This window comes from Cryobacterium arcticum, from assembly GCF_001679725.1.
Lineage (GTDB): Bacteria > Actinomycetota > Actinomycetes > Actinomycetales > Microbacteriaceae > Cryobacterium > Cryobacterium arcticum_A.
In genome coordinates, this window is record NZ_CP016282.1 from 1,402,521 (window position 1) to 1,426,587 (window position 24,067).

Below are 24,067 nucleotides of genomic sequence, written 5' to 3' on the forward strand. Positions count from 1 at the left end.
AGTGATATCCCGGGCGGGGCGACTGGACCGACTACGAACTCGGTGAACTAGGGCCGGGATGCGATCTGGACGCGGCCGGGGCGGGCCGCAATCGTTCGCGCGTGGAAGGTAATTGCAGGGGCCGTTCCTGATCGACGCACTGAATCGCCCCGGTGCACAGCGCCGTCCGTGAGGCGAACCAGGCCGCGGACCGAGCGCCTTATCCTCACGCTCCGATGAGATCGCGGGTTTCCTCCACGGTAGCAACCGCGGGCAACGCCGTGCTCAGCCCCTCGTGGGTCCCGCCCCGGCCTGTTGCGACCAGCAGCACTGACAGAAAGTTTGTATCTTCCTCGCCGCGCCAGGCCACGTGCTGGTCGGGGCGCACGAGTACCAGAGGAGCACCGTAGAGGGCACGCACCCGATCATCGGCCACCGTAACGGTTGCAAGCGGCACCCCGCACGCCGACGCAGCCTCCAGCGCTCGTTCGGCAGCCGCTTCCATGCCGGGGGCCGCGATCAGTGTGAATTCCGGCCCGAAAGCAGCGTAGAGCGATTGGCCGTCGGCGAGGCGAACATGCGGGGCGCGGTGTCCCGGCTTCGCGATCGGGAGGTAGCGCAGCGACGACCAGGGAGCGACGGTCGCGTCATCAGCCATGATCACGTCGCTCTTGTAGCGCTGGTCTAACACGATCCCTCGTGCGATGTACTGCGGTCGGGTGGCCCGCCAGAGTCGTTCGCCCCATCCCCGGCGACGGCCTTCGGCCAGAACCCCCGAAGCGAGGTAATCGGTTTCGCGCATCTCAGACATGATCGCCTTGCCCTCCTCGACGAAGCGCATCACATTGCCTGATGCTTCGGAAGCGTTTTGAACGGCGATCGGCCGTCGCTCCTGTTCGTAGCTGTCCAGCAGAGCATCCCCCGCCCAGCCCTTTAACACGGCGGCAAGCTTCCACCCGAGGTCGACGGCATCGCCGTAGCCGGAGTTGAGATTGTGGCCGCCGAACGGGGCGTAGAGGTGAGCTGCATCGCCGGCCAGGAAGAACCGGCCCGCGCGGTAGGCATCGGCGATGCGTTCGTGCACTTTGTAGACACCGGCATAGACGTACTCGATCTCGCGACCGGAGTCGCGCCCGATGATGCGTTTGCCGAGCTTCTGCAGATCGATGTCGGCGATGTCGACGTCGGTGGGATAGCCGGGAACGTGCGCACAGAACAGATCGGCGCCGATCGGAACAACGAGCGCACCTCCCTCAGGGTGCGTGAGGTTCGAGAAGGCAGCTGGAGTCGGCCGGTAATCTTCCATCACCTCCGGCGCCCGGAAATGCAGCAGAAGCGTCGCGCTGATCCCGCCACGTCCCGAGCGTGTGATGCCGGCCGTGGTACGCACGATGCTGTGTGGCCCGTCGGCACCGACCGCGTACGCCGCGACGATCTGACGCTCGGAGCCGGTCTCCATGTGACGCAGCAGGGCGCTGACCTCGTCGCCCTGCTCGATCTCGACGACCTCCCAGCCCTCCAGGAACTCCGCGCCCGCCTCGAGCATCGCTCCGCGCATCACACGGAGGGTGTCGGGTTGCATCACGACCTGAGCCCTTTCGCTGAGGTCATCCGACTCTTCCTCGCTGTGGAAGTCGAAACCCTCTCGGTAGTGGCCGAGGTCGCGCCCGGTCAACGAGGTGGCGAATGTCACCCCCTGCTGCCACCCCTGGGGTGTGACCGCGGCGGCACGGACGTCGTCAGCGATGCCCCAACGGGCCATGTGCTCGAGCGTGCGCGGGTTGAGCAGCATTGCCTTCACCGGGTAGGCCGGAATATTCTCGTCTTTCTCGACGACGATCACGGCTACCCCTCGGTGGAGGAGCTCGAGCGCGAGAGCGCACCCGACCGGGCCTCCGCCGACTACGAGTACCTGGGTGCGGGTGGTGTCCATATCTGGCATGGCGTTCTCCTTGCTCGGGCGGGACTGCCGGGAGAAGCGATTCGCCTGTCCGAGCGGTGGGATGTCCGTAACGCTAAACGGCGAATGTTTCAGTCGTCCGCCCGCACCGCTACCGTCGAGTAACCAACACCTCTAGCTGTCACATCGCCGCCGAGAGGGGTTGGCAACTTTATCGAAACCCGCGCGCTACCATCGGGAGTCAGCGCCTTCAGCTGCGGTGCGAACCCGGGATGGCTCAGCGTGCGAGCCGGTATCCGCGCTTGATCACCGTCTCGAGGAGACCGGGTGTGGCGAGGTTCTGCCGGAGTCGGCTCAACGCGACCTCCAGCGCATGGTCGTCGAGCAGGGCCGGAGTCGATGCCGCCAACATGATTCGCGGTACTACATCCCCGCCGGCCGCTATTAAGGTCCGAAGCAACGCGAGCGAAGTGGGCGGCAACACCGTGCGTGTGCCGTTGAGGAGGACAACAGCGCCGCGGAGTTCCCTGAGGCCGTACCTGGTCTCGAGCTGGGTGACTCGGTGCTGTTCGAGGTGATCACAGACGAGTTTGATCCCCCCCAAGCGGAAGCGTTGGGGCTGGATGACGGGTATTCCAAGCGCGATCAGCGGTTCGGCGGTGACTGGTCCGACTGCCGCAGCCAAAACGGCTTACCGGAAGCCCTCAGCCGCCTCGTTGAGACGCCCTAGCGCTTCAGCCGTACTGAAGAGGGCGTGTACCGCCGGCGCGCTCGTGAAGGTGACGGCATCGAGTTGCTGCCCTGCGATCGCCTCGATGAGGCGCTCGACCCGCGCATCCGTCGTGTCCGCGCTCAGCCAGCGGTGCTCGATGGATACGCCGAAGCCGCGCGCCGGCCGACCCTCGAGCACTGACCTCTCACTGGCCCCTGCGTCGCGTGAGCAGAACGTTACCGAGCGGCAATGGCCGCGAAATCACCGGTGGTGGTTGCCAATGGTCGACTGTCACCAACACCACAACCGACCCACGCTTGAAAGGATCCCGATGCCGAACCTCTTCACCCCGTACACGCTGAAGGGCGTCACGTTGCGAAACCGCATCGCGATGTCTCCGATGACCATGTACCGGTCCACCGATGGAAAGCTCGACGACTTCCACTTGATGTACCTGGGCGCCCGTGCGGCGGGCGGGTTCGGGCTCGTGTTCCCCGAGCAGATCGCGATCACGCCCGACGGCCGCACGACCACGCACTGTGCCGGCCTGTACAACGACGACCAGATCGAGGGCCACAAGCGCACCGTCGACATGATCAAGTCGATGGGTGGCGTCGCCGCGATCCAGCTCGGCCACACCGGACGGAAGGGTAGCCTCGTCACGCCCTGGGAAGGCGGCCACATGCTCCCTCCCGAGCACGCGGCCGGCTGGGAGACCCGAGCCCCGTCCGCCATCGCGTACGGCGGAGACATGCCCTACGTTCCGCGCGCGCTCACCGTCGATGAGATCGCCCAGCTGATGCAGGACTACGCCGACACTGCGAGTCGCGCCGTCGAGGCAGGTTACGAGTGGATCGAGATGCACTTCGCCCACGGCTACCTCGGAAGCGAGTTCTTCTCCCCGCTGGCCAACCAACGCACCGACCAGTACGGCGGCAGCCTCGAGAACCGCACCCGGTTCCACCTCGAAGCGCTCGACGCTGTGCGCGCCGTGGTGCCCGACCACATTCCCCTCACCATGCGCCTGGGTATCGATGACCTCCACCCCGGCGGAGTGACCGTCGACGAGTCGATCACCGCGATCGGCTGGATGAAGGAGCACGGTCTCGACCTGGCCGACCTCAGCATCGGATTCAACACCGACAACATGAGCGGCGACGTCCCAATCGGTGTGCTCGGCGGAATGGTCAAGAACGCGACCCGCGTCAAAGAGGAAGTCGGCATTCCCGTGGCAACCAGCTGGAACCTCGGCCAGCCTGAGATCGCGAACCGCGTCATCGAGGAGAACCTCCTCGACCTCGTGTTCCTCGGCCGCCCGGCCCTAGCGAACGCTCACTGGCCGGTCTATGCCGCTCGTGTGCTGGGCTACGCCGATCCGTTCGGCCTGGTACCCGAAGACTGGGCCTGGTGGCTCCGCAACCTCCGTGGTGCAGACGAGGCAATCGGCTGGCCAGCGGCGACCAACGGCGCCTCCCTCACCGAGGTCGCGGGAGTTGCCGCGGCGGCGCCGCTGATCGAAGAACCATCGCCCCAGTCACTGAGCGTCGACTTCGAGGAAGAACGCGCCGACGAGCTCGAGGCCGCGTGATCCATACCTCTACAGACTGAAAGACGGAGGCCTGAACAATGAGCGCAGTTCAGGCCTCCTCTGTCTTTGCTGCGGAGGTCCTACTGGACAGCATTTGTGCATGAGTGAGCGGTCCACAGGTTGTTGCTCTCAGTTCTCCAGAATCACGTGTGCGATTCCACATTCGCCGACCGAATCTGCGCTCGATGGCAACCTCGCGAATTCGTACACTTAGCTCCTGCGGCCTGCCGAAGAAACTTTCGCCTTTGCGTCGCTGGCCCTAGTAATTGGGTGCTGTATGACGATCCGGCTGAGGCGACGGATGCTGTTCTCGGCTGGGCAGAGCAGCTGACATCAATCGGTGCTGTCGAGAATAAGTCGAATCGCTTCACGCGGTGCGTCCCATTGCGGGAAGTGACCGCACCGCTCGAACCAGTGCAGCACGGCGTCGGGAAACAGTTCCATGGCGCGAGCGGCCTGTCGAGGCACGGTCACCAAGTCGCGTCGCCCCCAACCGATTGTGACCCGGCCGGGCACCGTGCCAGCCGGAGCGCCTTGTTGCTTAGGTCCTTTGGTGAGGGCGTTCAATGCGGCGCCAGTCGCCGGGGAATCAGCCAGTCCGCGCACGTCCGGCAGCACGGTCTGCTGCGAGAGTGCCCAAGGCCGCGCCGACAGCTGCGCCAGCAGCAGAGTCCTTCCGACTGAGCTGCCGAGCAGGGCTGGCAGGCTGCCTCGCAGTGCGCGGACCAGAGCGATCGAGGGCCGTAGCGTCGCGCCGAAGACGACAAGCTCGCGTCGGTTCCAGAACCCGCCCGGGTCCAACGCCACAGTGTCGCCGCCGACTCCCCGCCGCGCAAGCTCCAGCACAATTCGGCCGCCCATTGACTGGCCGACGGTCGAGACCCCTTCCAGCCCCTGCTCGCGGATAAATTCCGCGACGGAGTCGGTCAGTGTGGCGATCGAGACCTCACCGGTCAACGGCGCGGTCTCACCGAACCCTGGCAGGTCGACAGCGATGACCTCACGGTGCTCGGCTAGTTCGTCGAGGATCGGGGCCCAAGATCGCCACCCGGCACCCAGACCGTGTACCAGCAGCAGCGGGCTACCACTTCCGCGTCGTATATGATTTAGCGTCACACCTGCAACGCTATCCCATGCGGAATCCGGCACCCTGTGAGGATCTCGCAGCCCTGCCGGCCGTGGGAAGAGCGTATGGGGCCTACCCCGATAGACGGTCGACGATTCGACTCGTTTACGTAAAGCGCGTCAGTTTCCAAAGCGCCAGACTTCCATGAGGTTGTGTCCCGCGTTTCTTTGGTCCGCAGCTACTGGTGGAGCACTTACTCATCTGCCGGGTGGTCCTTCCGGTTCGAGTACTCGGTCTCAGGCGGCATGAACTAATTCCAGCACCCTTTCCGGGCTTCGCAGTGGGGTAAACGGGATAGCGTTGAGGCGCTCGGCAACTAATGGTGCTGGGGCGGGGTCGGATTCGACCACCTGAAGTCCCTAGTTCCAGGCCAGCAAGGAAATGAAGATATGCAAGGCTCGCCGTCGTTTCTTCAATTCGTCCGGTCCGCTTGGGTTCTCTGGGCGATGGGTCTGGTTTTCGCGTTTGGGATATTCCTGTCCACGCTCTCATTGACTAAAGGGGCGCACGGCCTTGAGGTCGGTCTCATACTTGCTGCCGGGATCCTTGGGGGTGGCGTCATTCGGGCACTGGTCAGGGCGCGCTGGGTAACGATAGTTCTTGTCCTCGTTGTCGCTCTGGAAGGTCTCCTCCTTTCTTTTCTCTCAGATCCCTGGTCCTACCTTTGGCCAGTCCTGGTTCCCGCAAGCGCAATTGGCGTGATGGTCGGCAATGTAGTCCGCCTCGGAGTTCGTGATAGCAAACGGACAGTTGTCCCCAAGGCGTGGGATGTTAACGGTGTTGAGCAGCCGTCGTCTGATGCCGCGAAGCGGGTGGCGCTCACAGCGCTTTCGACCTGGGATAGCGCGGGAGCGGGGCGCTTCCTTGTCGAGCGCAACGAAGCCTTGTTTGAGGCCATGGGGAGTGGGGCAACGGGTTTCATCGTGCATTGTGCAGCCAATTCCCGGGAGGCAGGGGAGTGGCGGATACTAGGTTCGGTTGATACCGAGGGAGAGACTGAGGTACGAATACCTTCGGGACCTGCGCACGCTCCCAGCGGCGTTGTGGTCGATCTCGAAACTGCAGCTCGGGCTTTGCGTGGCTTCTTTCATCATCGTGGCCCTGACCCCGAGCTCGCGTGGACTGCAGGGGATGCCGTGTTTGATCTGAAGTTCGGCTAGCCGGTCCGCCCTTCGATCTTCGCGTGCCGGGCCGTGGACGCCTCGAGCGTTCGTGTCCTTCACCTGGCATTTTCGAATTCAACGGTCCACTCTCCCTCATTCGTCCGATCTGAAACATCAATCCGGATGGAACGAGAATTTGGAGTGCCCTGGGACCAGGTCGCGAGGGAAGGCAAGGGGTTCCCCCGCCACGCGCGTATCGAAAGAGTACCGGCCTGGTTCTCGGCTCTATGTGTAGGCTTCGGAGATGAAGCCGATCCGCGTGGGTCTCGTGGCTGACCCGGCCTCGCCAACCAAGATGGCGCGCGCCATGAGTGACCTCGGCCCGCTGGATGGCGATGATCGCGATGGCTGGGAAATCGAGGTGGTGAGTGAACCGTTCACCCTCGGGTATGAGGATGTCGAGACCGCACTGTCCCGGCTGCGGGCACGTGCCCAACAGCGCGAGTGGGACCTTGTCATCGGGGTAACCGAGCTTCCCCTTCGCGACGACAACGGTCGGTACTTGCTGGCCGCAATCGACCCGCAGCGACGCACCGCCGTGCTGTCGCTACCCGCGCTCGGCGGGCTGCGTGTCAACGCGCGCGCGCGGCACGCTGTGCGCAGCCTCGTCAGTGGAATGGCAGAACCCACCTCGCCTGATGAGCAGCGTGTGTCCCTCCCCGGTCTCAGCGGTCGGGGGCGGGTGCTGTTCGGCATGGTCCTCGCTAACCGTCCGTGGCTCCTCGCGACCGGACTCAAATCCGCGCTCGTAGCCGCCCTCGCAACCGGCGCGGTGGCCACCGTCGATTCTACGGTTTGGCTGATTGCCGGCTCCCTGTCGGGGTGGCGGCTCGGCGTCGCGACCATCGCCTCGATCGCGATCGTCGTGGGCTGGATTGTGATCGACGGAGAACTCTGGGACCACCCCGCCGACGACTCCGCTGAAGCGCGGGACAGATCCCGTCTCTACAACACCTCGACACTGTTGACTTTGACGATCGGGGTGCTCATCTGTTATGTGGCGCTCTACGTCGTGAACCTGGCATGGGCGCTGTTTGTACTCGACCCTGCTGTAATGGGCGATTCACTCGGCACGTCGCTCGATTACGGCGATCTGTTCGTGCTTGTCTGGTTCGTCGCCTCTGCGGCGACCATCGGCGGTGCACTCGGAACCGGCCTGGAATCAGACGACGCGATCCGCGCGGCCGCGTACTCAAAGCGTGAGGAAGAGCGCCGCGCCCGGCTCGCGAAAGAGCGGACCTGAGAAGGCGCAACACGCCGTGCGAGTAGTCGACTTGGCCCTCCACCGCGTTGACCGCGACCTCAACGACGACGTATCGTTGGCAAAGGACGACGTTTGGTTAGCAAAATGGGGCCACGAGAAGACGGTTTCCCGGTGAACGACCTGCTCATGGGAATCCCTGAGGTCGGCGAGATTCATCCGGGGATCCACGTCTGCGCTCTGTTCTCGGGACCCGTCGAGAGAGACCGGCTGCTGGTGTCGTTCATGCAGGAGGGCCTTCGTCACGGCGACCAATGCGTCTGCCTCATCGACGAACTCGAGTCGGCGAGCATTCGACAGAGGGTGTACCCATCGGCAGGACTCAGCGACAGGCGTCAACACCTTGATGTCTACTCAGCGCCCGACGCGTACCTTCGGACCCGCGAATTCTCCCCCCAGCAGTCGTTTTCACCCCTCGTCGCCAACTCCGGCTCGCCCACCGACGCGTTCCCACTTTTGCGCGCCGCCGGACAGATGTCTCGGGGGTCGCATGAGTCCGGCGCGAGGGAAGTCTCCATTTACGAGACCGCCGTCATCCACATCCTCGCCGAACTGCCCACCGTCTTCCTCTGTCTGTACGACGTGCAGCGCTTCGGGGCGGGCATTCTCGCGAGCGTACTGAAAATCCACTCCATGGTGCTACTCGACGGCACCGTGCTCCACAACCCGCACAGCGTGGCGCCGCCGGACACCCCGGAACCCGCGGCGGACGCCGCCGTTCGATATCCCTTGGCCCGAAAGGGCCCAGGTCACGAGGCGTGGGTGGACGACTGGCAGTCCCTCAGCGGCGCCGAGGTCCGTGTCGCACAGCTCGTGGGCACAGGATTGTCGAACCGCGCGACGGCACAACAGCTGAGCGTGTCGCCCCACACCGTGGACGCCCACCTCAAGCACATCTTCCAAAAGCTCTGCATTCACTCGCGAGTCGAACTCGCCGTGCTCTCGTTCCACCACGCGTCGCCGTCCGCCTGACCCTGACGCACCGTGTGCCGCTCGTCGCCGAGACAGGCCCAGGAAACAGATGTCACCTGTTTACGGGATGCCGCCGGTCGTGTACCGCGAAATCATAGCGAGGGAAGGTATTGAGCGAAGGAGAACGTCATGGGTAGGGCTGTTGGTATCGATCTGGGAACAACCAATTCGGTGATTGCCGCGATGGAGGGGGGCCAACCCCAGGTCATCGCGAATACCGAGGGAAACAGGACCACTCCATCCGTCGTCGCGTTCCTCGAAAACGGTGAACGGCTCGTGGGCCAGATGGCCCGGCGACAGGCGATCCTCAACCCCAAGGGCACGATCTACTCGGCCAAGCGTTTCGTCGGTCGGAACTACGACGAGGTGGAGAGCGAGCTCAACGCCGTCTCGTACGACGTCGTGTCCGGACCGGACGGCGCAGTCCGGTTCTCGGTCCACGGCAAGCTCTACGCGCCGGAGGAAATCTCGGCGCAGATTCTGCGCAAGCTGGCCGAGGATGCAAGCAAGGCGCTCGGGGAGCGGGTCACAGAAGCTGTGATCACCGTGCCGGCGCACTTCAATGACGCCCAGCGGCAAGCCACCAAAGACGCCGGCAAGATTGCGGGACTCGAAGTTCTCCGGATCATCAACGAACCCACCGCCGCAGCCCTGGCATACGGGATGGAGAAACTCGAGAACGAGACCATTCTCGTCTTCGACCTCGGCGGTGGAACCTTCGATGTCAGCCTCCTCACCGTCGGTGAGGGCGTTGTCGAGGTCCGATCCACGGCGGGCGACACCCATCTTGGTGGGGACGACTTCGACCGGCGCATCGTTGACTACCTCGCGGACGAGTTCAAGAAAGAGGTCGGTATCGACCTCCGCCAGGACCCTCAGGCTCTGCAGCGGCTGTTCGAGGCGGCCGAGAAGGCCAAAGTCGATTTGTCGTCCGTTACCCAAACGGCGGTGAACCTTCCCTTTGTGACCGCGGACGCTTCGGGCCCGAAACATCTCAACGTCAACCTCATGCGATCGACGTTCGACCAGCTGACCGCGGATCTCGTTGAACGCTGCATGGGTCCGGTGAAGCAGGCCCTGGAGGATGGGAAGGCAACCCCGGACGACATCGACGAGATCATCCTCGTCGGCGGTTCTACGCGCATCCCCGCGGTACAGAACCTGGTCCGTCGGATGACCGGTGGCAAGGATCCGAACATGACCGTCAACCCGGACGAGGTCGTCGCACTCGGTGCGGCCGTCCAGGCGGCGATCATCAAGGGGGATGTGAAGGACGTCCTCCTCCTGGACGTCACGCCGCTATCGCTGGGGTTGGAAACGCAGGGCGGCGTGATGACCAAGGTCATCGAGCGCAACACGACGATCCCGGCGCGTCGCACCGAGGTCTTCAGTACCGCCGAGGACAACCAGCAAGCGGTGGACGTCGTGGTCCTCCAGGGCGAACGGGAACTCGCCAGCGACAACCGCGCACTCGCCCGATTCCGGCTCGAGAACATCAGACCAGCGCCTCGAGGTGAACCACAGATCGAGTTGACCTTCGACATCGATGCCAACGGCATCCTGCACGTCTCCGCGAAGGACAAGGACACCGGCGCCGAGCAACAGGTCACCATCAGTGAGACCTCGACGCTGACCAAGGACGAGGTCGAGCGGATGGTCTCGGATGCCGAGACGCACCGCGGCGAGGACGCCCAGCTCCGAGAACTCGTCGACGCGCGGAACGAACTCGACTCCGTGGCCTACCAGGTCCAGCGCGAACTCACCGAGGCCGGGGATGCCGTCCCTGAGCATGACCGCGCCCGGGCAGAGATCTTGACGAATGACGCGCGTACCGCACTCGACGAGCAGGCGCCGATCGACCGTCTGCGGTCGCTCACGGGTGAACTGCACCAGATGGCGCAGGCCCTGAGCTCCGCTGTCAGGAGCCAAGGCAGCGCTGGCTCCGCTGGCCCGTCGGCCGGCTCCGGCGAGGCTGGAGCGGACGACGGCGACGATGTGATCGACGCCGAGTTCACGGCACACTGAGCGTCGACGTCATGTCCGGACAAGAGAATCCCGACCCCCAGGTCGCCGACGAGGGCGTTGGTGACAGCTCCGCCGAGACCGCGAAGCAGATTGCTGACCTCGAGGACTCATGGCGCCGTACCGCCGCCGAGCTGGAAAACCTCCGCAAACGATGCGCGCAGGATGTCGTCCGCGCTCGTCAGCAGGAACGAGCGTCGGTGGCCTCCCGCTGGTTGCCCGTCCTCGACAACCTCGAGCGCGCCCTCGAACATGCCTCCTCCCACCCCGACCAGATCGTCGACGGAGTGCGTGCCGTGCACCAGCAAGCACTCTCGGTCCTCGCCGACCTGGGCTACCCCCGGCGCGACGATGAAACCGGCAAAGCCTTCGACCCCGCTCGCCACGAAGCCGTCAGCACCCTCGTCGATGAGGAACTTGTCCCCGGTACCGTCGCGCACGTTATCCGGCCCGGCTACGGGCCTGACAACGAGATTCTGCGTCCCGCTTCTGTGGTCGTAGCGACCAGGAGCGAGTAATGGCCCGCGACTCCTACGAGGTCCTTGGCGTCCCCCGCGATGCCGACCAGTCGGAGATCCAGCGGGCCTACCGCAAGCTTGCGCGCAAACTTCACCCCGACGTCAACAAGGATCCCGGCGCCGAAGACAAGTTCAAGGAGCTCAGCGAGGCGTATGACGTGCTCTCCGACCCCGACCAGCGCAAGCGATACGACGCGTTCGGAGACGATTTCCGGCGCGTCGGTGCCGACGTGGACCCGGAGGCCTACCGCAGGGCGCGCGCCTATGCAGGAGCCGGTGCCGGCGGCGGGCGGTCGGCCGGCTGGGGCGGGGCCGGTCCCTCTGGTGGTTTTCAGTACTCCGGTTCCGGCGACAATGTCGATCTGGAGGATCTGCTCGGCGGCATTTTCGGCTCACGCGGGCGCGGTCGCGGCGGATGGGGACCGGTCTCCGGCTCCGACCACGAGACCGAGGTGGAGGTGACCGTCGAGGAGGCCTACACCGGGACCAGGCGAACTCTGTCGCTCCGTGACGAAGACGGTCCGCGCACCATCGACGTCGTCATTCCCGAGGGGGTTGTGGACGGTCAGCGGATCAGGCTGCGCGCCCAGGGCGGGCAGGGATCTGGTGGTGGCGAAGCGGGCGACCTCTACCTCATCGTCCGGATCGCAGCGCATCCTCGCTACCGGGTGGAGGGCCGTGACCTGCACGTGACGCTGTCACTCGCCCCCTGGGAAGCGGCGCTCGGTTCGTCGCTTCCCGTCGAGACTCCCGGCGGCCCGGCCACCGTCAAGGTACCTGCCGGTACCTCCAGTCACCGGCGGCTGCGGCTGAAGGGCCGCGGGCTGCCGAACAAACGAGGAAACCCGGGGGATCTGTTCGCCGAAGTCCAGATCAAGGTGCCCAAGTCACTCTCCTCTGAGGAACGCAAACTGTTCGAGAAGCTCGCCAAGGTGTCCGAATTCGACCCGAGGAGCTCACCATGACCGAACCGACCGCCCGGACGAACTGGCCTCTGGCGCGCCCCTATCGCCTGAGTCTTGACAGCTACGCCCGGATCACCGGTGTGCACCCTGACATGGTTCGCCGGCTGGTCACGCTCGGGTTGCTCGAGATCACCCGGGACGCCGAGGGCAACCTCTGGTTCGCCCCGTCCCAGGTTCGGGAGATGGCGAGGATCCAGCGGCTGCACCTGCGGCTGAACCTGACTTATGCGTCGCTCGGCCTGGTGATGGACCTGCTCGACCGGATTGCCGCCCTCGAGAGATCACAACGCCGCTCGCGCTCAGATAGATAAGGGATTCCCATGGACCTGAACAGACTCACTCAGAAGTCGCAGGAAGCACTGCACGACGCCCAGACCAAGGCACTCCGGTTCGGCCACCAGGAGGTAGACGGCGAGCACCTGTTGCTGGCCCTGCTTGAACAGAGCGAAGGATTGGTGTTGCCACTGCTCGCCCGATCTGGTGCGGATGTGGACCAGCTGCGAGAAGACCTTACGAACGAGCTCGAGAAACGCCCTCGCGTCACGGGGTCCGGCGCCGAGCCTGGGAAGGTGTACGTCACCCAGCGGCTGAACCGTCTCCTCGAGGCGGCCGACACGGAAGCCCGCAGGCTCAAGGACGATTACGTCTCCGTCGAGCACCTGGTGGTAGTGCTCCTCGACGAGGGATCCAGCTCGGCAGCAGGTCGGATCCTCGCCCAGCACGGCGTGACGCGCGACTCGTTTCTGCAGATGTTGACCGCGGTGAGGGGATCCCAGCGGGTCACATCCGCTACCCCCGAAGGCACCTACGAAGCGCTCGCCAAGTATGGTCGGGACCTCGTCGCGGAAGCAGCCGCCGGACGACTGGAGCCGGTCATCGGCCGGGACTCGGAAATCCGTCGCACCGTCCAGATCCTGTCCCGAAAGAGCAAGAACAACCCGGTGCTGATCGGTGAGCCCGGGGTCGGGAAGACCGCCATCGTCGAGGGTCTGGCGCAGCGGATCAACAATGGCGACGTGCCAGAGGGACTGCGCGACAAGATCGTTTTCGCTTTGGACATGGGGTCCCTCGTTGCTGGTGCGAAGTACCGCGGCGAGTTCGAGGAACGGCTGAAGGCCGTCCTCAACGAGGTACTGGCCGCAGAAGGAAAGATCCTGCTGTTCGTCGACGAGCTACACACTGTCGTCGGGGCCGGCGCGTCTGAAGGAGCGATGGACGCCGGCCAGATGCTGAAGCCGATGCTGGCCCGCGGCGAACTGCACATGATCGGGGCCACGACGCTCGATGAGTATCGCACCCACATCGAGAAGGACGCAGCCCTCGAGCGTCGATTCCAGCCGGTTGTGGTCGATGAACCAACCGTCGAGGACGCCCTGTCGATTCTTCGAGGACTGCGCGAACGATTCGAGGTCTTCCACGGCGTCAAGATCTACGACGGCGCGTTGGTGGCAGCGGTCAGCCTGAGTCATCGCTATATCTCCGACCGGTTCCTGCCAGATAAGGCCATAGACCTGGTCGACGAGGCCTGTGCGATGCTGCGCACTGAAATCGACTCGATGCCGGCGGAACTCGACGAACTCACCCGCCGGGTCACCCGGCTGGAGATCGAAGAGGCGGCAGTGGCCCTCGAGACGGATCCGGCCAGCCAGCGTCGCCTCGAGGAACTGCGCAAGGAATTGGCCGACCTGAAGGCGGAGGCGGACGCCATGCGTGCCCAGTGGGAAGCGGAACGCCAGGCGCTCCGCGAGGTCCAGGCGCTGCGGCAGGAGATCGAGCAGGTGCGCCTGGAGAGCGAACGGGCCGAGCGGGAGTACGACTTGAACAGGGCGGCGAGCCTGCGCCACGGAAAGCTGCCCGAATTGGAACGGCGGCTCGCGGCGGGCGAGGAGCGACTCCAGTCCAAACAGGGCGGGAGGCGTCTGCTCCGTGAGATCGTCACGGCCGACGAGATCGCCTCAATTGTGGCCCGGTGGACGGGCATCCCGGTGAGCCGCCTCCAGGAGGGTGAGCGGGAGAAGATCCTCCGCCTCGATGAGGTTCTCCATGAACGGGTGATCGGCCAGGACGAGGCAGTGCAATTGGTGACCGACGCGGTTGTCCGGGCCCGCTCCGGCATCAAGAACCCGACCCGCCCGATCGGCTCCTTCGTCTTCCTCGGCCCGACGGGCGTGGGTAAAACCGAGCTCGCCAAAGCGCTCGCGCAAGCCCTCTTCGACAGCGAGGAGAACATCATCCGCATCGACATGAGCGAGTACCAGGAGCGGCATACCGTGAGTCGGCTCGTGGGGGCGCCTCCTGGGTACGTCGGATTCGAGGAGGGTGGGCAGCTGACCGAGGCGGTCCGGCGGAAGCACTATTCGGTGATCCTGCTCGACGAGATTGAAAAGGCCCACGTCGACGTATTCAACATTTTGCTTCAGGTGCTCGACGACGGGCGTCTCACCGACTCCCATGGTCGCACCGTCGACTTTCGCAACACCGTCATCATCATGACCTCCAACATCGGGTCGGAATACCTGCTCGAGGGAGTCACCCCTGACGGCGAGGTGAAATCAGAGGCGCGCGCCCTGGTGATGGGTTCGCTGCGATCTCACTTCCGGCCCGAGTTTCTGAACCGGATCGACGAGATCGTGCTGTTCAAGCCGTTGACGTTCGTCGAGATCGAGCGCATTGTCGATCTCCAGCTCGACGAGTTGCGGGAGCGGCTGGGGGAGCAACGGATTGCGCTCGAGGCCACAGAACGCGCCCGACGGTTCATGGCGGAGCAGGGATTCGACCCGGCATACGGCGCTCGTCCGCTGCGGCGTTACATCTCCCGCGAGGTAGAGACCCGGGTGGCGCGCGCGCTCCTGCGTGGTGACCTCCCTGAGGGCTCCACGATCGTGGTCGATCTCGTTGATGAGGAGCTCACCGTTGTTCCGATGCAGCCATCCAATGAGAGGAAGGCAGCAGCGTGAACATGATCGCGAAACACCCGGCCAAGGTTGTAGTGTGTCCGAATTGCGGCACGAAGAATCGAGTGCGTGCCGCCGCCGACGGAGCGCCCCGCTGTGGGAATTGCCACGACCCGCTTCCCTGGATAGTCGACACGTCCGATGCGGACTTCAGCACCGTGGCGGACGAATCGACCATACCGGTGCTCGTGGACGTCTGGGCCCCCTGGTGTGGTCCCTGCCGGATGGTCAGCCCGGTGCTGGAGCAACTGGCGACAGAACTCGCGGGCAAGCTGAAGCTTGTCAAGGTGAACGCGGATGAGGCGCCGGAGGTGAGCCGTCGCTTCGGAGTGCAGGCCATCCCGACGCTGGTCGTCATGCACCACGGCCAGGTGATTGACAAACAGATCGGCGCCGCGCCGGCAGGCGCCCTGCGGTCGTGGCTCACGGAGCACTTGCCCAACGAGGAGGCAGCGCCCGCCGTCAACAGCCCCTCTTCAAGAGGGGAAGACCGGCAATGAACACGGTCTTCGGCCGGGTGGTCCCAGACGCGCACCTGCCGCTGGTGCGCCCCGTAGGGCCGCCCAGAGCGCCCGGTTGTGAGGAATGCCTGCGTCTGGGCACACCCTGGGTGCACCTGCGGCAGTGCCTCACCTGCGGTCAGATCTGTTGCTGCGACTCCTCCCCGATGCGTCACGCGCGCGCTCACGCCGCAACGACGGGCCACGTCATCGTGCGTTCGATCGAGCCGGGGGAGAGCTGGAGGTGGTGTTATGCCGACGAGCAGTTCGTCTGACCTCCAACCCTCGGATCTGCCAGAGACCCCCGACACCACCGGCGCCTATCCGCGCCTCACCGACGAGCAGGTCATGCTGCTCTCTCAATACGGCGAGAGGAAGCGGCTGGCTGAAGGCTCCACGCTGTTCCGCGAGGGAGACCGCGACTGCGGTCTGTTCGTCGTGCTTGACGGCCGGGTCCGCGTTGTCCAGGAAGATCCGGACGGAGAGCCGCGCGTGATCGCCGTCCACGGGCGGGGTCGCTTCGTGGGTGACCTGTCGATGCTGACTGGCCAGGCCGTCTACGTCACCGCCGTCGCCCAGACCGACGTCGAGGTCTTGGAGGTTCCCTACGACCGGCTCAAAGAGGCGGTCGCCCAAAATCAGGCGGTGGGGGATCTGATCCTGCGGGCCTTCATCCTTCGCCGCAACATCCACGCCGGTCTCGGCGTCGGCCTCCGGATCATCGGTTCCCGCTATTCAGCCGAGACCCGCCTGCTGAGGGACTTCGCGAGCCGCAATCGCATTCCGTACCGCTGGGAAGACCTGGAGGAGGATCCCGAGGCAGAGCTCACCCTGCGGGCGTTCGGCATCCCACCAGACCAGACCCCGGTCGTGATCTGGAAGGGTCGGACGGTCCTGCGCAACCCCAGCAACACCGAGCTTGCCGAGGTTCTCGGCCTGCGGGAGGAAACGCCGCCCCGCTACGCATACGACATTCTGGTGGTGGGCGCGGGACCTGCCGGTCTTGCTGCTGCGGTGACCGCGGCCTCCGAGGGGCTCTCGACGATCGTGCTCGACGGGATCGCGACGGGAGGGCAGGCGGGGACGTCGTCCCAGATCGAGAACTATCTCGGGTTCCCGGCGGGCATCTCGGGCGCCGAGCTGGCCGACCGAGCGGTGGTCCAGGCCCGCAAGTTCGGCGCCACCTTCACGATCCCCGGCGAGGCAGAGTCACTTGCGCGCGTCGACGGCCACTTCGTCGTGGGTCTGACCGACGGGGACCAGGTGGAGGCGCATACTGTGGTGCTCGCGACCGGTGTTCGCTACCGCCGCCTCGACATCCCCGGCATGGACCGGCTCGAGGGGCCCAGCGTCTACTACGCCGCCACCGAGTTCGAGGCGCGGCTCTGCCGCGGCGACCCGGTCACTGTCGTAGGTGGCGGGAACTCCGCCGGGCAGGCGGCCCTGTTCCTGGCTCGCAATGCAACTGCCGTGAACCTCGTGATCCGCCACGACGACCTGAACCGGGACATGTCCCGCTACCTCGCAGAACGGATCGTTGCGGCCCCCCGGGTGCAGGTCTGGCGCAACTGCGAGGTCTGCGAGCTACGAGGCGACCTTCGTCTCGAGGAGGTCATGGTTCACGATCTGAGGACCGATGAGCGCCGGCCGCTCAGTGCGACGGCGCTCTTCGTGTTGATAGGGTCCGAGCCGCAGACCCGGTGGCTCGCTGGCGCGACCACACTCGACGACCGGGGATTCGTGCGTACCGGCGTTGGCGCCTCGACGATGTTCGAGACCACGAGCGCGGGCATCTTCGCGGTCGGGGACGTACGCAGCGGCTCGGTGAAACGTGTGGCGTCCGCCGTCGGCGAAGGCGTGGTCGCCGTTCGCCTCGTATACGAGCACCTCGTCAGGGCGGGCAGACGGTGAGGCATCGGCGTCGTCGCAACCCTGCGCATTTTCTGTGAGTGCGCTAATTCGGAGCGCCTTTTCCTTGGGACTGATGACAACTCTCATTGCCTCAGCTGCGTCGATGATCAGCCGAATGTCGACCGACTATTGAGCGGGGCTCGACAACTCGAACAAGCCTTTGATCTGCGATAATCCCTGCTAATTGATCCTGGCGCCCGAGAATATGGCTGAGCAATCCCGAGCGTGGCCTCGGTCGAAACGAAAAACTTTGGTCGGAATTTCTTCTTGCAAAACGCTGATAGTGCGCTAACATCGCCAATACCAAATCAACAACAAAGGAGTTGAAATGACTGAGCCCTATTCCGTTGTGGCGCTGTCCCCCCTGCAGATTCCGATCGTGGAACCGGAGGACGCGCTGAAGAACACGAAGCGCATCATCGGTTTCATGAAGACCGCCGTGGGCGTCGCTTCGACTGAAGGCGCACCTGTCAAGCTCGTCGTCATCCCCGAGATGGCGATCCAGGGCATGCACATGGCGTTCAAGGCCGGCAACCGTGAGGCCGAGAAGAAGTTCGCCCGCACCATCCCGGGACCCGAGACCGACGAATTGGGCAAGGCCGCGCGGGAACTGAACACGTACATCGCCGGTGAGCTCTATCTCGTCGCCGACGACGATTTCCCTGACCGCTACTTCAACGTCGCCTTCCTGATCAACCCGCAGGGCGAAGTCATCTACCGTCGAGCGAAGGCCACGAGCGACGGTTTCGAGGGCGGCACACTCGGCACCACCAACCCGCACGACTTGTGGGACGAATGGGTGGAGAAGAAGGGCAACGGCAACGCCCTCGATGCCATCTACCCCGTCGCCAAGACCCCCGACATCGGAAACATCGGCTACGTCATCTGCCACGAGGGCTCCTACCCGGAGATCGCGCGCGGCCTGGCCATGAACGGCGCCGAGATCATCATCCGCGCCACCCTCTTCCAGCCGCAGACCATGAACGGCATGTGGGAAGTCCAGAACCGAGCGCACGCGCTGTTCAACAACGCGATCGTCGTCGCCCCCAACCTCGGCCCCGAGCTGGGCCCGGACGGTGTCCTCAACGACCTGTTCGGCGGCGAATCGATGATCGTCAACCACAAGGGTCAGGTGGTGATCAAGCAGCCCGGCATCGTGCCCGGTGACTCCTTCATCAGCACCGTCATCGACATCGATCACCTGCGTCGCGAGCGTCAGGCGAACGGTGTCTTCAACGGCTTCAAGGACCTCCGCACCGAGCAGTACGCAGCGATCTACGAGAAGCCGATCTACCCGAAGAACCAGTACCTCAAGGAAGCCCCGGGGGAGGGATGGCTGGCCCGCGAGCGAGCAACGCGTGCCGCGAACATCGAACTGCTCAAGGAACGCGGAGTTTTCACGGAAATCGAATAGTCACAGCGGATGCCGGGGCCACGGCGGCCCCGGCATCCAGCCTCAACGGGTGCCGCAGGACACCCGCCTGCCAGCGAATGCGGGCATTGCAGTACAGATCTCACACAAAGGAGTGGAACATGATCATCAATCGATCCAACCCGCGCGCCGGCCGCATCGTTGCCGGCGTCGCGACTCTCGCGGCAGCCGCGCTGCTGCTCACCGGCTGCCGGGCCGACACCGGAGCATCCCAAGCGGACAAAGCCAGCGGGGACGGCCTCGTCATCGGTTGGAGCCAGCGCGGAATCAGCGGCAGTGACTGGTGGAAGACGCTGGTCGAAGGCGGCCAGGCCGCTGCCGACAAGATCGGCGCCAAAATCGAGGTCCTCGACGCCAACGGCGACAGCGTTCGACAGAACGCGGACATTCAGACGCTGATCACCAAGGGCGTCGACGTCGTCGTCATCAACGCCAACGACCCCATCGGCATCGCATCTTCCATCGCCGCTCTCAAAGACGCCGGTATCCCCGTCGTGACGGTCAACTCGAACCTTGACCCCTCGCTTGTGCCGGACACCTTCTGCTACGTGGCAGAAGACCAGGGCGCCACTGGCGCCCTTGCGGGGGACGTTGCCGCCAAGGATGCGATCAAGAAATTCGGCGAGACCGGCGAAATCAAGATTGTCGGCATCGGCGGATTCCCCGGCGACGTGCTGAGCGATCTGCGCTTCAACGGGTTCATGGACGGCTTCAACAAGGTCATCGCCGATTACCCCGGAATCACCGTCAACAAGCTCGACACGAAGTACGGCGAGTGGAAGCCCGACAAGGCCCTCGGTCCGATTCGCGACGTTGCCACGGCGAACCCTGATCTGAAGGTGGTCTTCAGCATGAGCGACGTCATGAACGGCGGCGTGAAGGAGGGACTCCAGCAGGCAGGCCTGTGGGGCGACGGAATCATCCTGGCGAGCTACGACGGCGGCATGGTCTCGGTGAAGGAAATGATGGACGACCCGAGCGGGCCTCTCCAAGCGACCGCCTCCAACCAGCCCTGGGACCAGGGCACGACTGCCGTCGAGATGGCAGTCGCAGCGTTCAACGGTGACGAGTCCGCCTGCCCGGGGAAGACACGCTTCATCGACACGACTGTCGTCACCCCGGAGAACGCTCAGGACTACTACAAGGCGTCGGACACCTACGTCCGCGCGCAGGAGAAGTAGTACCGGCTCGAATCCTCCTGGCATCCGCTGCGAAACGCGCGGATGCCAGGAGTCCAAAACACTCAGCAGCACCTATCGAGAGAGAACCCATGAGCCTCGACCACGATGTCTCGGCACCGGAAGATGTATTACGGCTTAACGGAATCATGAAGGGCTACTTGGGAGTCCAAGCGCTCGGCGGCGTCGACCTGACAGTCAAACGCGGTTCCATCCATGCCCTCGCCGGCCAGAACGGCGCTGGCAAATCAACTCTGGTGAAGATACTCTCCGGCGCTGAAACCCCCGACGGCGGCGAGATCTACCTCGACGGCGAACTTCAGAAGTTCCGCGAGCCGAGCGATGCCCAGCGCGCCGGAATCCACACGATCTATCAAGAACTCAGCCTTGTGCCGTCCCTGTCTGTGGCCGAGAACATCTTCCTGGGCGAATTGCCCAAAGCGGGCAAAGCCGTGGTGAACTGGCGCGAGATGCAGGCCGAGTCGCGCAAGGCGCTGGCCCGGGTCGGATTCGACCTGGATGTGCGTCGCGCGGTCTCAACCTTCTCGGTGGCCGAACAGCAAGCAGTCGAACTGGCCAAGGCGATCCGCAAGGATGCTCGCGTGCTGCTCCTCGATGAGCCCACATCCACCCTGCCTCTTCCTGACGTGGAGCGCTTGTTCACCGTGCTGCGCTCGCTCGCCGCGCAGGGGGTGACCCTGATCTACATCTCCCACCGAATGGAGGAGCTCTATTCACTCTGCGACTCCGTGACCGTCTTGCGGGACGGCCGTAATGCCGCCAGTTTCAGCACCGCAGAATCAAAGCCCGCCGATGTCGTCACCGCGATGATCGGCAAGAGCCTCGAGGGGTCAATCGCCGACGCCGCACTCCGGGGTGAGCGCAGTCCCCGGCTCGGCGCCGGTCGTGGCGACACCGTCATTCTCTCAACGTCCGACCTTGGCGAGGACGACCGGGTGTCCGGGGTGAACCTCGAACTCTACGAGGGAGAGGTGCTCGGGATCTCCGGTCTGATCGGGAGCGGGCAGTCCGAATTGGCCGGCCTATTGGCGGGAGCCCGTCGCAAGACGACCGGTTCGATTCGCATCGACGAGAAGAACGTCACGTTCAACAACCCCCGAGACGCGATCCGCCATGGAATCGGTCTGCTGCCGCAGGACCGCAAGGCTCACGGGTTCATCCCCGACATGAGCGTCGCCGGCAACATCAGCTTGGCCAGCCTGCCGTTGTTCAGCCGGCTCAGCATCATCGACGGACGCAAGGAAAAGAAGGTCGCCGCCGACATGGTGGCCAGCATGGGGATGAAGGTCTCCAGTGTGCATCAGAGCGTGAAGACCCTCAGCGGAGGAACCCAGCAGAAGGCGATTCTTGCCCGTTGGCTGGTGCGCTCCACGCGACTCCTCGTCTGCGACGAGCCCACCCGCGGTGTCGACGTCGGTGCCAAGGAAGACATGTACGAACTCATCCGTGACTTCGCGCGTTCTGGCGGCACGGTCATCATCTCCAGTTCAGAGATTACCGAAGCAATGATGTGCGATCGCGTGCTGGTCATGGCCCGCGGTCAGGTGGTCGCCGAGTTCGATCACGACGAGATAGACCCCCATGGCCACGCCCTCGTCTCGAAATTCGCCTAACCGGCACCCGCAAACCGTGCACCTCGACCAGTGATGGAAAGATAATGACAAAAGACACTCTCAACCCCGAGTCAAGGCCGACTCAGCCACCCGCGCCCAGCCGTGTCCTGGCCACAGCCAAACACCTGCTGCCGAAGAGCTACCTCATCCTGGTTCTCGTCGCCATCATCATCATCGGCTACTACGTCTCCGGCGACTTCCTGACCATTCGAAACGCCGAGAACGTCATCGCGGCCGCCTCGATCGTCGCGGTCCTCGCCGTTGGCCAGTTCTTCGTGATCCTGACCGGGGGCATCGACCTGTCCGTGGGCTCAACGATGGCCATGTCAACGGTCATCGTGGCTCTCACTCTGCAGACGGGGATGAGCGCGGGCCTCTCGGTCGCACTCACCCTCGGCGCCTGCGCGCTGGCCGGGTTCATCAACGGACTGCTCGTCGTGTGGCTGCGCATACCGCCGTTCATCGCGACGCTCGCGATGATGAGCGCCATCAAGGGCTTCAGTTACATCATCCAATCGACCAGTCTCATCCAGATCCTGAACCAGCCGTTCATCGAAGCGTTCGCCCGCGGAACCACGCTGGGAATCCGCAACCCGGTCCTGATCTTCATCATCGTGACGATCATCGCCGCCCTGGTGGCCAAGTACACGACTTTCGGCCGTTCCCTCTACGCCATTGGCGGCAACCCGGAGGCCGCCCGCCTGTCCGGCCTGCCGGTGGCGCGCAATCTGCTCATCACCTACACACTCTCAGGCCTGCTCGCCGGCCTCGCCGGCCTCATCGCAGCCGCTCAGCTCCAACAGGGCAGCTCCCTCATCGGCGTCGGGTACGAACTGGATGCGATCGCCGCGGTCGTCGTCGGCGGTGCCTCCCTGATGGGCGGCAAGGGCGACCCCGTCAGCGCTGTCATCGGTGTCTTCGTCCTCGCCACCATCATCAATGTGATGAACCTGGTCGGGATCTCCTCCGAGCCACAGCTCGTCATCAAGGGCGCCGTCATTGTCATCGCGGTCTTCCTCTCCAGCGCCGGCGGGGTGCAAAGAATCTCGAACTTCTTCGGTTCTCGATTCACGCGCCGACCCGTTGCCGCTCGCTGACCTGACCGGCCGATCACACCACTCTGAGGGGATCTGATGCAGGAAGACAGCCGATCGGAACGAGGTGCACGCATGATCGATGTGGCCATGCTGGCCGGGGTCTCGCAGCAAACGGTATCCCGGGTCTTGAACAAGCACAGCAACGTCAGCACGGATGCTCGCGAGCGGGTCGAATCAGCCATCAAGCGGCTGCGTTATCGCCGCAACCCCTCCGCTCGCGCTCTTGCCACGAGTCGCAGCCACAACCTGGGAATCGTGAGCTTCGGACTCGCGCAGTACGGCCCATCCGTGGCGCTCACCGGAATCATCGATGAGGCCAGGCGATCGGGCTATGCGACCAACCTGGTGACCCTGGGCGACATCGACCGGTCACACATGCGGGCGGCGCTCGACCACCTGCTTGCTGACAACGTGGACGGTATCATCATCCTCGCGCCGCTCGAGGCCGCATTCGACGCGATCGAAGGCATTGACACGGATGTTCCACTCGTCGCCTTTGAACCGGGCGGGGGCCAGCAGACCACACACGTCGGCACCGACGACGTTCTCGGAGCGGCGCTCGCGACCCGTCACTTGCTGGAGCTGGGTCACGAGACGGTTCATCAGGTGAGCGGGCCGGACGGCTGGCTCGGCTCCCGTTCTCGGCTCAAGGGCTGGGCAGACGAACTCGCTGACGCCGGGTTGCCGGTCCCGGACCCGATCCCCGGGGAGTGGTCAACGCGATCGGGCTACGAAGCCGGTCTGATCGTGGCCGCCGATGCGTCCATCACTGCGGTCTTCGTTGCCAACGATCAGATGGCATTCGGGGTTATGAGCGCCCTCAACGCGTGCCAGCTCAGTGTGCCCGAGGACATCAGCGTTGTCGGATACGACGACGTGCCTGAAGCGCCCTACTACGTCCCGGCCCTCACGACGCTTCGCGTGGACTTCAGCCAGGTTGGGCGCCTGGTCGTGGACCGAATCCTCAGCCTCATGAACGACGAGGCCGCCGCACCGATTCCATGGGTCGTTCCCCAGCTCGTGGTGCGCTCCAGTTCCGGCCCACCACCCGGCGTCCGTCGAGCCGGGATCATGCCTGAACCGCGCCAAAACGCCACCTGACCTGGTCGAAGCTGACCAGCACAAACAGCACCATCGAACAGAGAAGAGAAACGA

20 protein-coding genes are annotated in these 24,067 nt (G+C 64.4%); 16 read left to right on the forward strand and 4 right to left on the reverse strand.

The genetic code is table 11. The features are described 5' to 3' along the window. Positions 1–205: 205 nt before the first annotated feature. The 3 genes from PA27867_RS06200 to PA27867_RS06210 all read right to left on the reverse strand — a co-directional run bounded on the left by PA27867_RS06200 (position 206) and on the right by PA27867_RS06210 (position 2,789). Complete coding sequence (locus tag PA27867_RS06200; RefSeq protein ID WP_084020771.1) at positions 206–1,921, reverse strand: FAD-dependent monooxygenase; 1,716 nt, start codon at positions 1,919–1,921, stop codon at positions 206–208. A 235-nt stretch (positions 1,922–2,156) separates the two neighbouring features. Continuing rightward, on the reverse strand, positions 2,157–2,564 hold the full coding sequence (locus tag PA27867_RS06205; RefSeq protein WP_084020773.1) for a winged helix-turn-helix domain-containing protein: 408 nt from the start codon (positions 2,562–2,564) through the stop codon (positions 2,157–2,159). A 6-nt stretch (positions 2,565–2,570) separates the two neighbouring features. After that, positions 2,571–2,789, reverse strand: a complete 219-nt coding sequence (locus PA27867_RS06210; RefSeq protein WP_066594479.1) for a hypothetical protein — start codon at positions 2,787–2,789, stop codon at positions 2,571–2,573. Between the two features lie 133 nt (positions 2,790–2,922). Here PA27867_RS06210 and PA27867_RS06215 point away from each other — a divergent pair, with 133 nt between their 5' ends. Continuing rightward, on the forward strand, positions 2,923–4,179 hold the full coding sequence (locus tag PA27867_RS06215) for an NADH:flavin oxidoreductase/NADH oxidase (protein ID WP_066594481.1): 1,257 nt from the start codon (positions 2,923–2,925) through the stop codon (positions 4,177–4,179). Between the two features lie 333 nt (positions 4,180–4,512). Here the strand turns inward: PA27867_RS06215 and PA27867_RS06220 are convergent, their stop codons facing one another. After that, a complete protein-coding gene (locus PA27867_RS06220; protein ID WP_236900855.1) occupies positions 4,513–5,328 on the reverse strand; it encodes an alpha/beta fold hydrolase in 816 nt (271 codons plus the stop codon). Between the two features lie 1,384 nt (positions 5,329–6,712). On the opposite strand from PA27867_RS06220, the gene PA27867_RS06225 reads away from it, so the two are divergent. The 15 genes from PA27867_RS06225 to PA27867_RS06290 all read left to right on the forward strand — a co-directional run bounded on the left by PA27867_RS06225 (position 6,713) and on the right by PA27867_RS06290 (position 24,013). Then, positions 6,713–7,711: a hypothetical protein gene (locus PA27867_RS06225; RefSeq protein WP_066594485.1), complete on the forward strand. Its 999-nt coding sequence runs from the start codon at positions 6,713–6,715 to the stop codon at positions 7,709–7,711. Positions 7,712–7,843: 132 nt separating this feature from the next. Then, positions 7,844–8,701, forward strand: a complete 858-nt coding sequence (locus PA27867_RS20195) for an MEDS domain-containing protein (protein WP_167550823.1) — start codon at positions 7,844–7,846, stop codon at positions 8,699–8,701. A 129-nt stretch (positions 8,702–8,830) separates the two neighbouring features. Continuing rightward, complete coding sequence (gene dnaK / locus PA27867_RS06235; protein ID WP_066594487.1) at positions 8,831–10,726, forward strand: molecular chaperone DnaK; 1,896 nt, start codon at positions 8,831–8,833, stop codon at positions 10,724–10,726. An 11-nt stretch (positions 10,727–10,737) separates the two neighbouring features. After that, on the forward strand, positions 10,738–11,241 hold the full coding sequence (locus PA27867_RS06240) for a nucleotide exchange factor GrpE (RefSeq protein WP_084020779.1): 504 nt from the start codon (positions 10,738–10,740) through the stop codon (positions 11,239–11,241). Then, positions 11,241–12,206: a DnaJ C-terminal domain-containing protein gene (locus PA27867_RS06245; RefSeq protein WP_066594489.1), complete on the forward strand. Its 966-nt coding sequence runs from the start codon at positions 11,241–11,243 to the stop codon at positions 12,204–12,206. The genes PA27867_RS06240 and PA27867_RS06245 overlap by 1 nt, the downstream gene beginning before the upstream one ends. Beyond that, positions 12,203–12,517: a chaperone modulator CbpM gene (locus PA27867_RS06250; RefSeq protein ID WP_066594491.1), complete on the forward strand. Its 315-nt coding sequence runs from the start codon at positions 12,203–12,205 to the stop codon at positions 12,515–12,517. The genes PA27867_RS06245 and PA27867_RS06250 overlap by 4 nt, the downstream gene beginning before the upstream one ends. 9 nt (positions 12,518–12,526) lie before the next feature. Continuing rightward, positions 12,527–15,163, forward strand: coding sequence for an ATP-dependent chaperone ClpB (gene clpB, locus PA27867_RS06255; RefSeq protein WP_066594493.1), 2,637 nt, complete (start codon positions 12,527–12,529; stop codon positions 15,161–15,163). A gap of 2 nt (positions 15,164–15,165) precedes the next feature. Beyond that, positions 15,166–15,660 (forward strand): thioredoxin, encoded by a 495-nt coding sequence (gene trxA / locus PA27867_RS06260; RefSeq protein WP_066594496.1) that lies wholly within the window; start codon positions 15,166–15,168, stop codon positions 15,658–15,660. Continuing rightward, positions 15,657–15,935 (forward strand): UBP-type zinc finger domain-containing protein, encoded by a 279-nt coding sequence (locus tag PA27867_RS20200; protein WP_084020781.1) that lies wholly within the window; start codon positions 15,657–15,659, stop codon positions 15,933–15,935. The genes trxA and PA27867_RS20200 overlap by 4 nt, the downstream gene beginning before the upstream one ends. Beyond that, entirely contained in the window at positions 15,913–17,571 is a 1,659-nt protein-coding gene (locus PA27867_RS06265; protein WP_066594498.1) for an FAD-dependent oxidoreductase, read from the forward strand. The genes PA27867_RS20200 and PA27867_RS06265 overlap by 23 nt, the downstream gene beginning before the upstream one ends. Before the next feature lie 328 nt (positions 17,572–17,899). Continuing rightward, positions 17,900–18,985, forward strand: a complete 1,086-nt coding sequence (locus tag PA27867_RS06270; protein WP_066594500.1) for a nitrilase-related carbon-nitrogen hydrolase — start codon at positions 17,900–17,902, stop codon at positions 18,983–18,985. A 119-nt stretch (positions 18,986–19,104) separates the two neighbouring features. Further along, positions 19,105–20,184, forward strand: a complete 1,080-nt coding sequence (locus PA27867_RS06275; RefSeq protein WP_066594502.1) for a sugar ABC transporter substrate-binding protein — start codon at positions 19,105–19,107, stop codon at positions 20,182–20,184. A gap of 89 nt (positions 20,185–20,273) precedes the next feature. After that, on the forward strand, positions 20,274–21,815 hold the full coding sequence (locus PA27867_RS06280) for a sugar ABC transporter ATP-binding protein (RefSeq protein WP_066594504.1): 1,542 nt from the start codon (positions 20,274–20,276) through the stop codon (positions 21,813–21,815). A 44-nt stretch (positions 21,816–21,859) separates the two neighbouring features. After that, a complete protein-coding gene (locus PA27867_RS06285; protein ID WP_066594506.1) occupies positions 21,860–22,912 on the forward strand; it encodes an ABC transporter permease in 1,053 nt (350 codons plus the stop codon). Positions 22,913–22,984: 72 nt separating this feature from the next. Continuing rightward, positions 22,985–24,013, forward strand: coding sequence for a LacI family DNA-binding transcriptional regulator (locus tag PA27867_RS06290; RefSeq protein WP_066594508.1), 1,029 nt, complete (start codon positions 22,985–22,987; stop codon positions 24,011–24,013). Positions 24,014–24,067: the final 54 nt, after the last annotated feature.

What these genes read in the sequence shown, in the direction of transcription:
- PA27867_RS06200 (WP_084020771.1), bottom strand. Translation starts at nt 1,921, where the DNA reads ATGCCAGATATGGACACCACCCGCACCCAGGTACTCGTAGTCGGCGGA.
- trxA (WP_066594496.1), top strand. Translation starts at nt 15,166, where the DNA reads ATGATCGCGAAACACCCGGCCAAGGTTGTAGTGTGTCCGAATTGCGGC.
- clpB (WP_066594493.1), top strand. Translation starts at nt 12,527, where the DNA reads ATGGACCTGAACAGACTCACTCAGAAGTCGCAGGAAGCACTGCACGAC.
- PA27867_RS06245 (WP_066594489.1), top strand. Translation starts at nt 11,241, where the DNA reads ATGGCCCGCGACTCCTACGAGGTCCTTGGCGTCCCCCGCGATGCCGAC.
- PA27867_RS06225 (WP_066594485.1), top strand. Translation starts at nt 6,713, where the DNA reads ATGAAGCCGATCCGCGTGGGTCTCGTGGCTGACCCGGCCTCGCCAACC.
- PA27867_RS06280 (WP_066594504.1), top strand. Translation starts at nt 20,274, where the DNA reads ATGAGCCTCGACCACGATGTCTCGGCACCGGAAGATGTATTACGGCTT.
- PA27867_RS06240 (WP_084020779.1), top strand. Translation starts at nt 10,738, where the DNA reads ATGTCCGGACAAGAGAATCCCGACCCCCAGGTCGCCGACGAGGGCGTT.
- dnaK (WP_066594487.1), top strand. Translation starts at nt 8,831, where the DNA reads ATGGGTAGGGCTGTTGGTATCGATCTGGGAACAACCAATTCGGTGATT.
- PA27867_RS06285 (WP_066594506.1), top strand. Translation starts at nt 21,860, where the DNA reads ATGACAAAAGACACTCTCAACCCCGAGTCAAGGCCGACTCAGCCACCC.
- PA27867_RS06265 (WP_066594498.1), top strand. Translation starts at nt 15,913, where the DNA reads ATGCCGACGAGCAGTTCGTCTGACCTCCAACCCTCGGATCTGCCAGAG.
- PA27867_RS20200 (WP_084020781.1), top strand. Translation starts at nt 15,657, where the DNA reads ATGAACACGGTCTTCGGCCGGGTGGTCCCAGACGCGCACCTGCCGCTG.
- PA27867_RS06250 (WP_066594491.1), top strand. Translation starts at nt 12,203, where the DNA reads ATGACCGAACCGACCGCCCGGACGAACTGGCCTCTGGCGCGCCCCTAT.
- PA27867_RS06270 (WP_066594500.1), top strand. Translation starts at nt 17,900, where the DNA reads ATGACTGAGCCCTATTCCGTTGTGGCGCTGTCCCCCCTGCAGATTCCG.
- PA27867_RS06215 (WP_066594481.1), top strand. Translation starts at nt 2,923, where the DNA reads ATGCCGAACCTCTTCACCCCGTACACGCTGAAGGGCGTCACGTTGCGA.
- PA27867_RS06275 (WP_066594502.1), top strand. Translation starts at nt 19,105, where the DNA reads ATGATCATCAATCGATCCAACCCGCGCGCCGGCCGCATCGTTGCCGGC.
- PA27867_RS06290 (WP_066594508.1), top strand. Translation starts at nt 22,985, where the DNA reads ATGATCGATGTGGCCATGCTGGCCGGGGTCTCGCAGCAAACGGTATCC.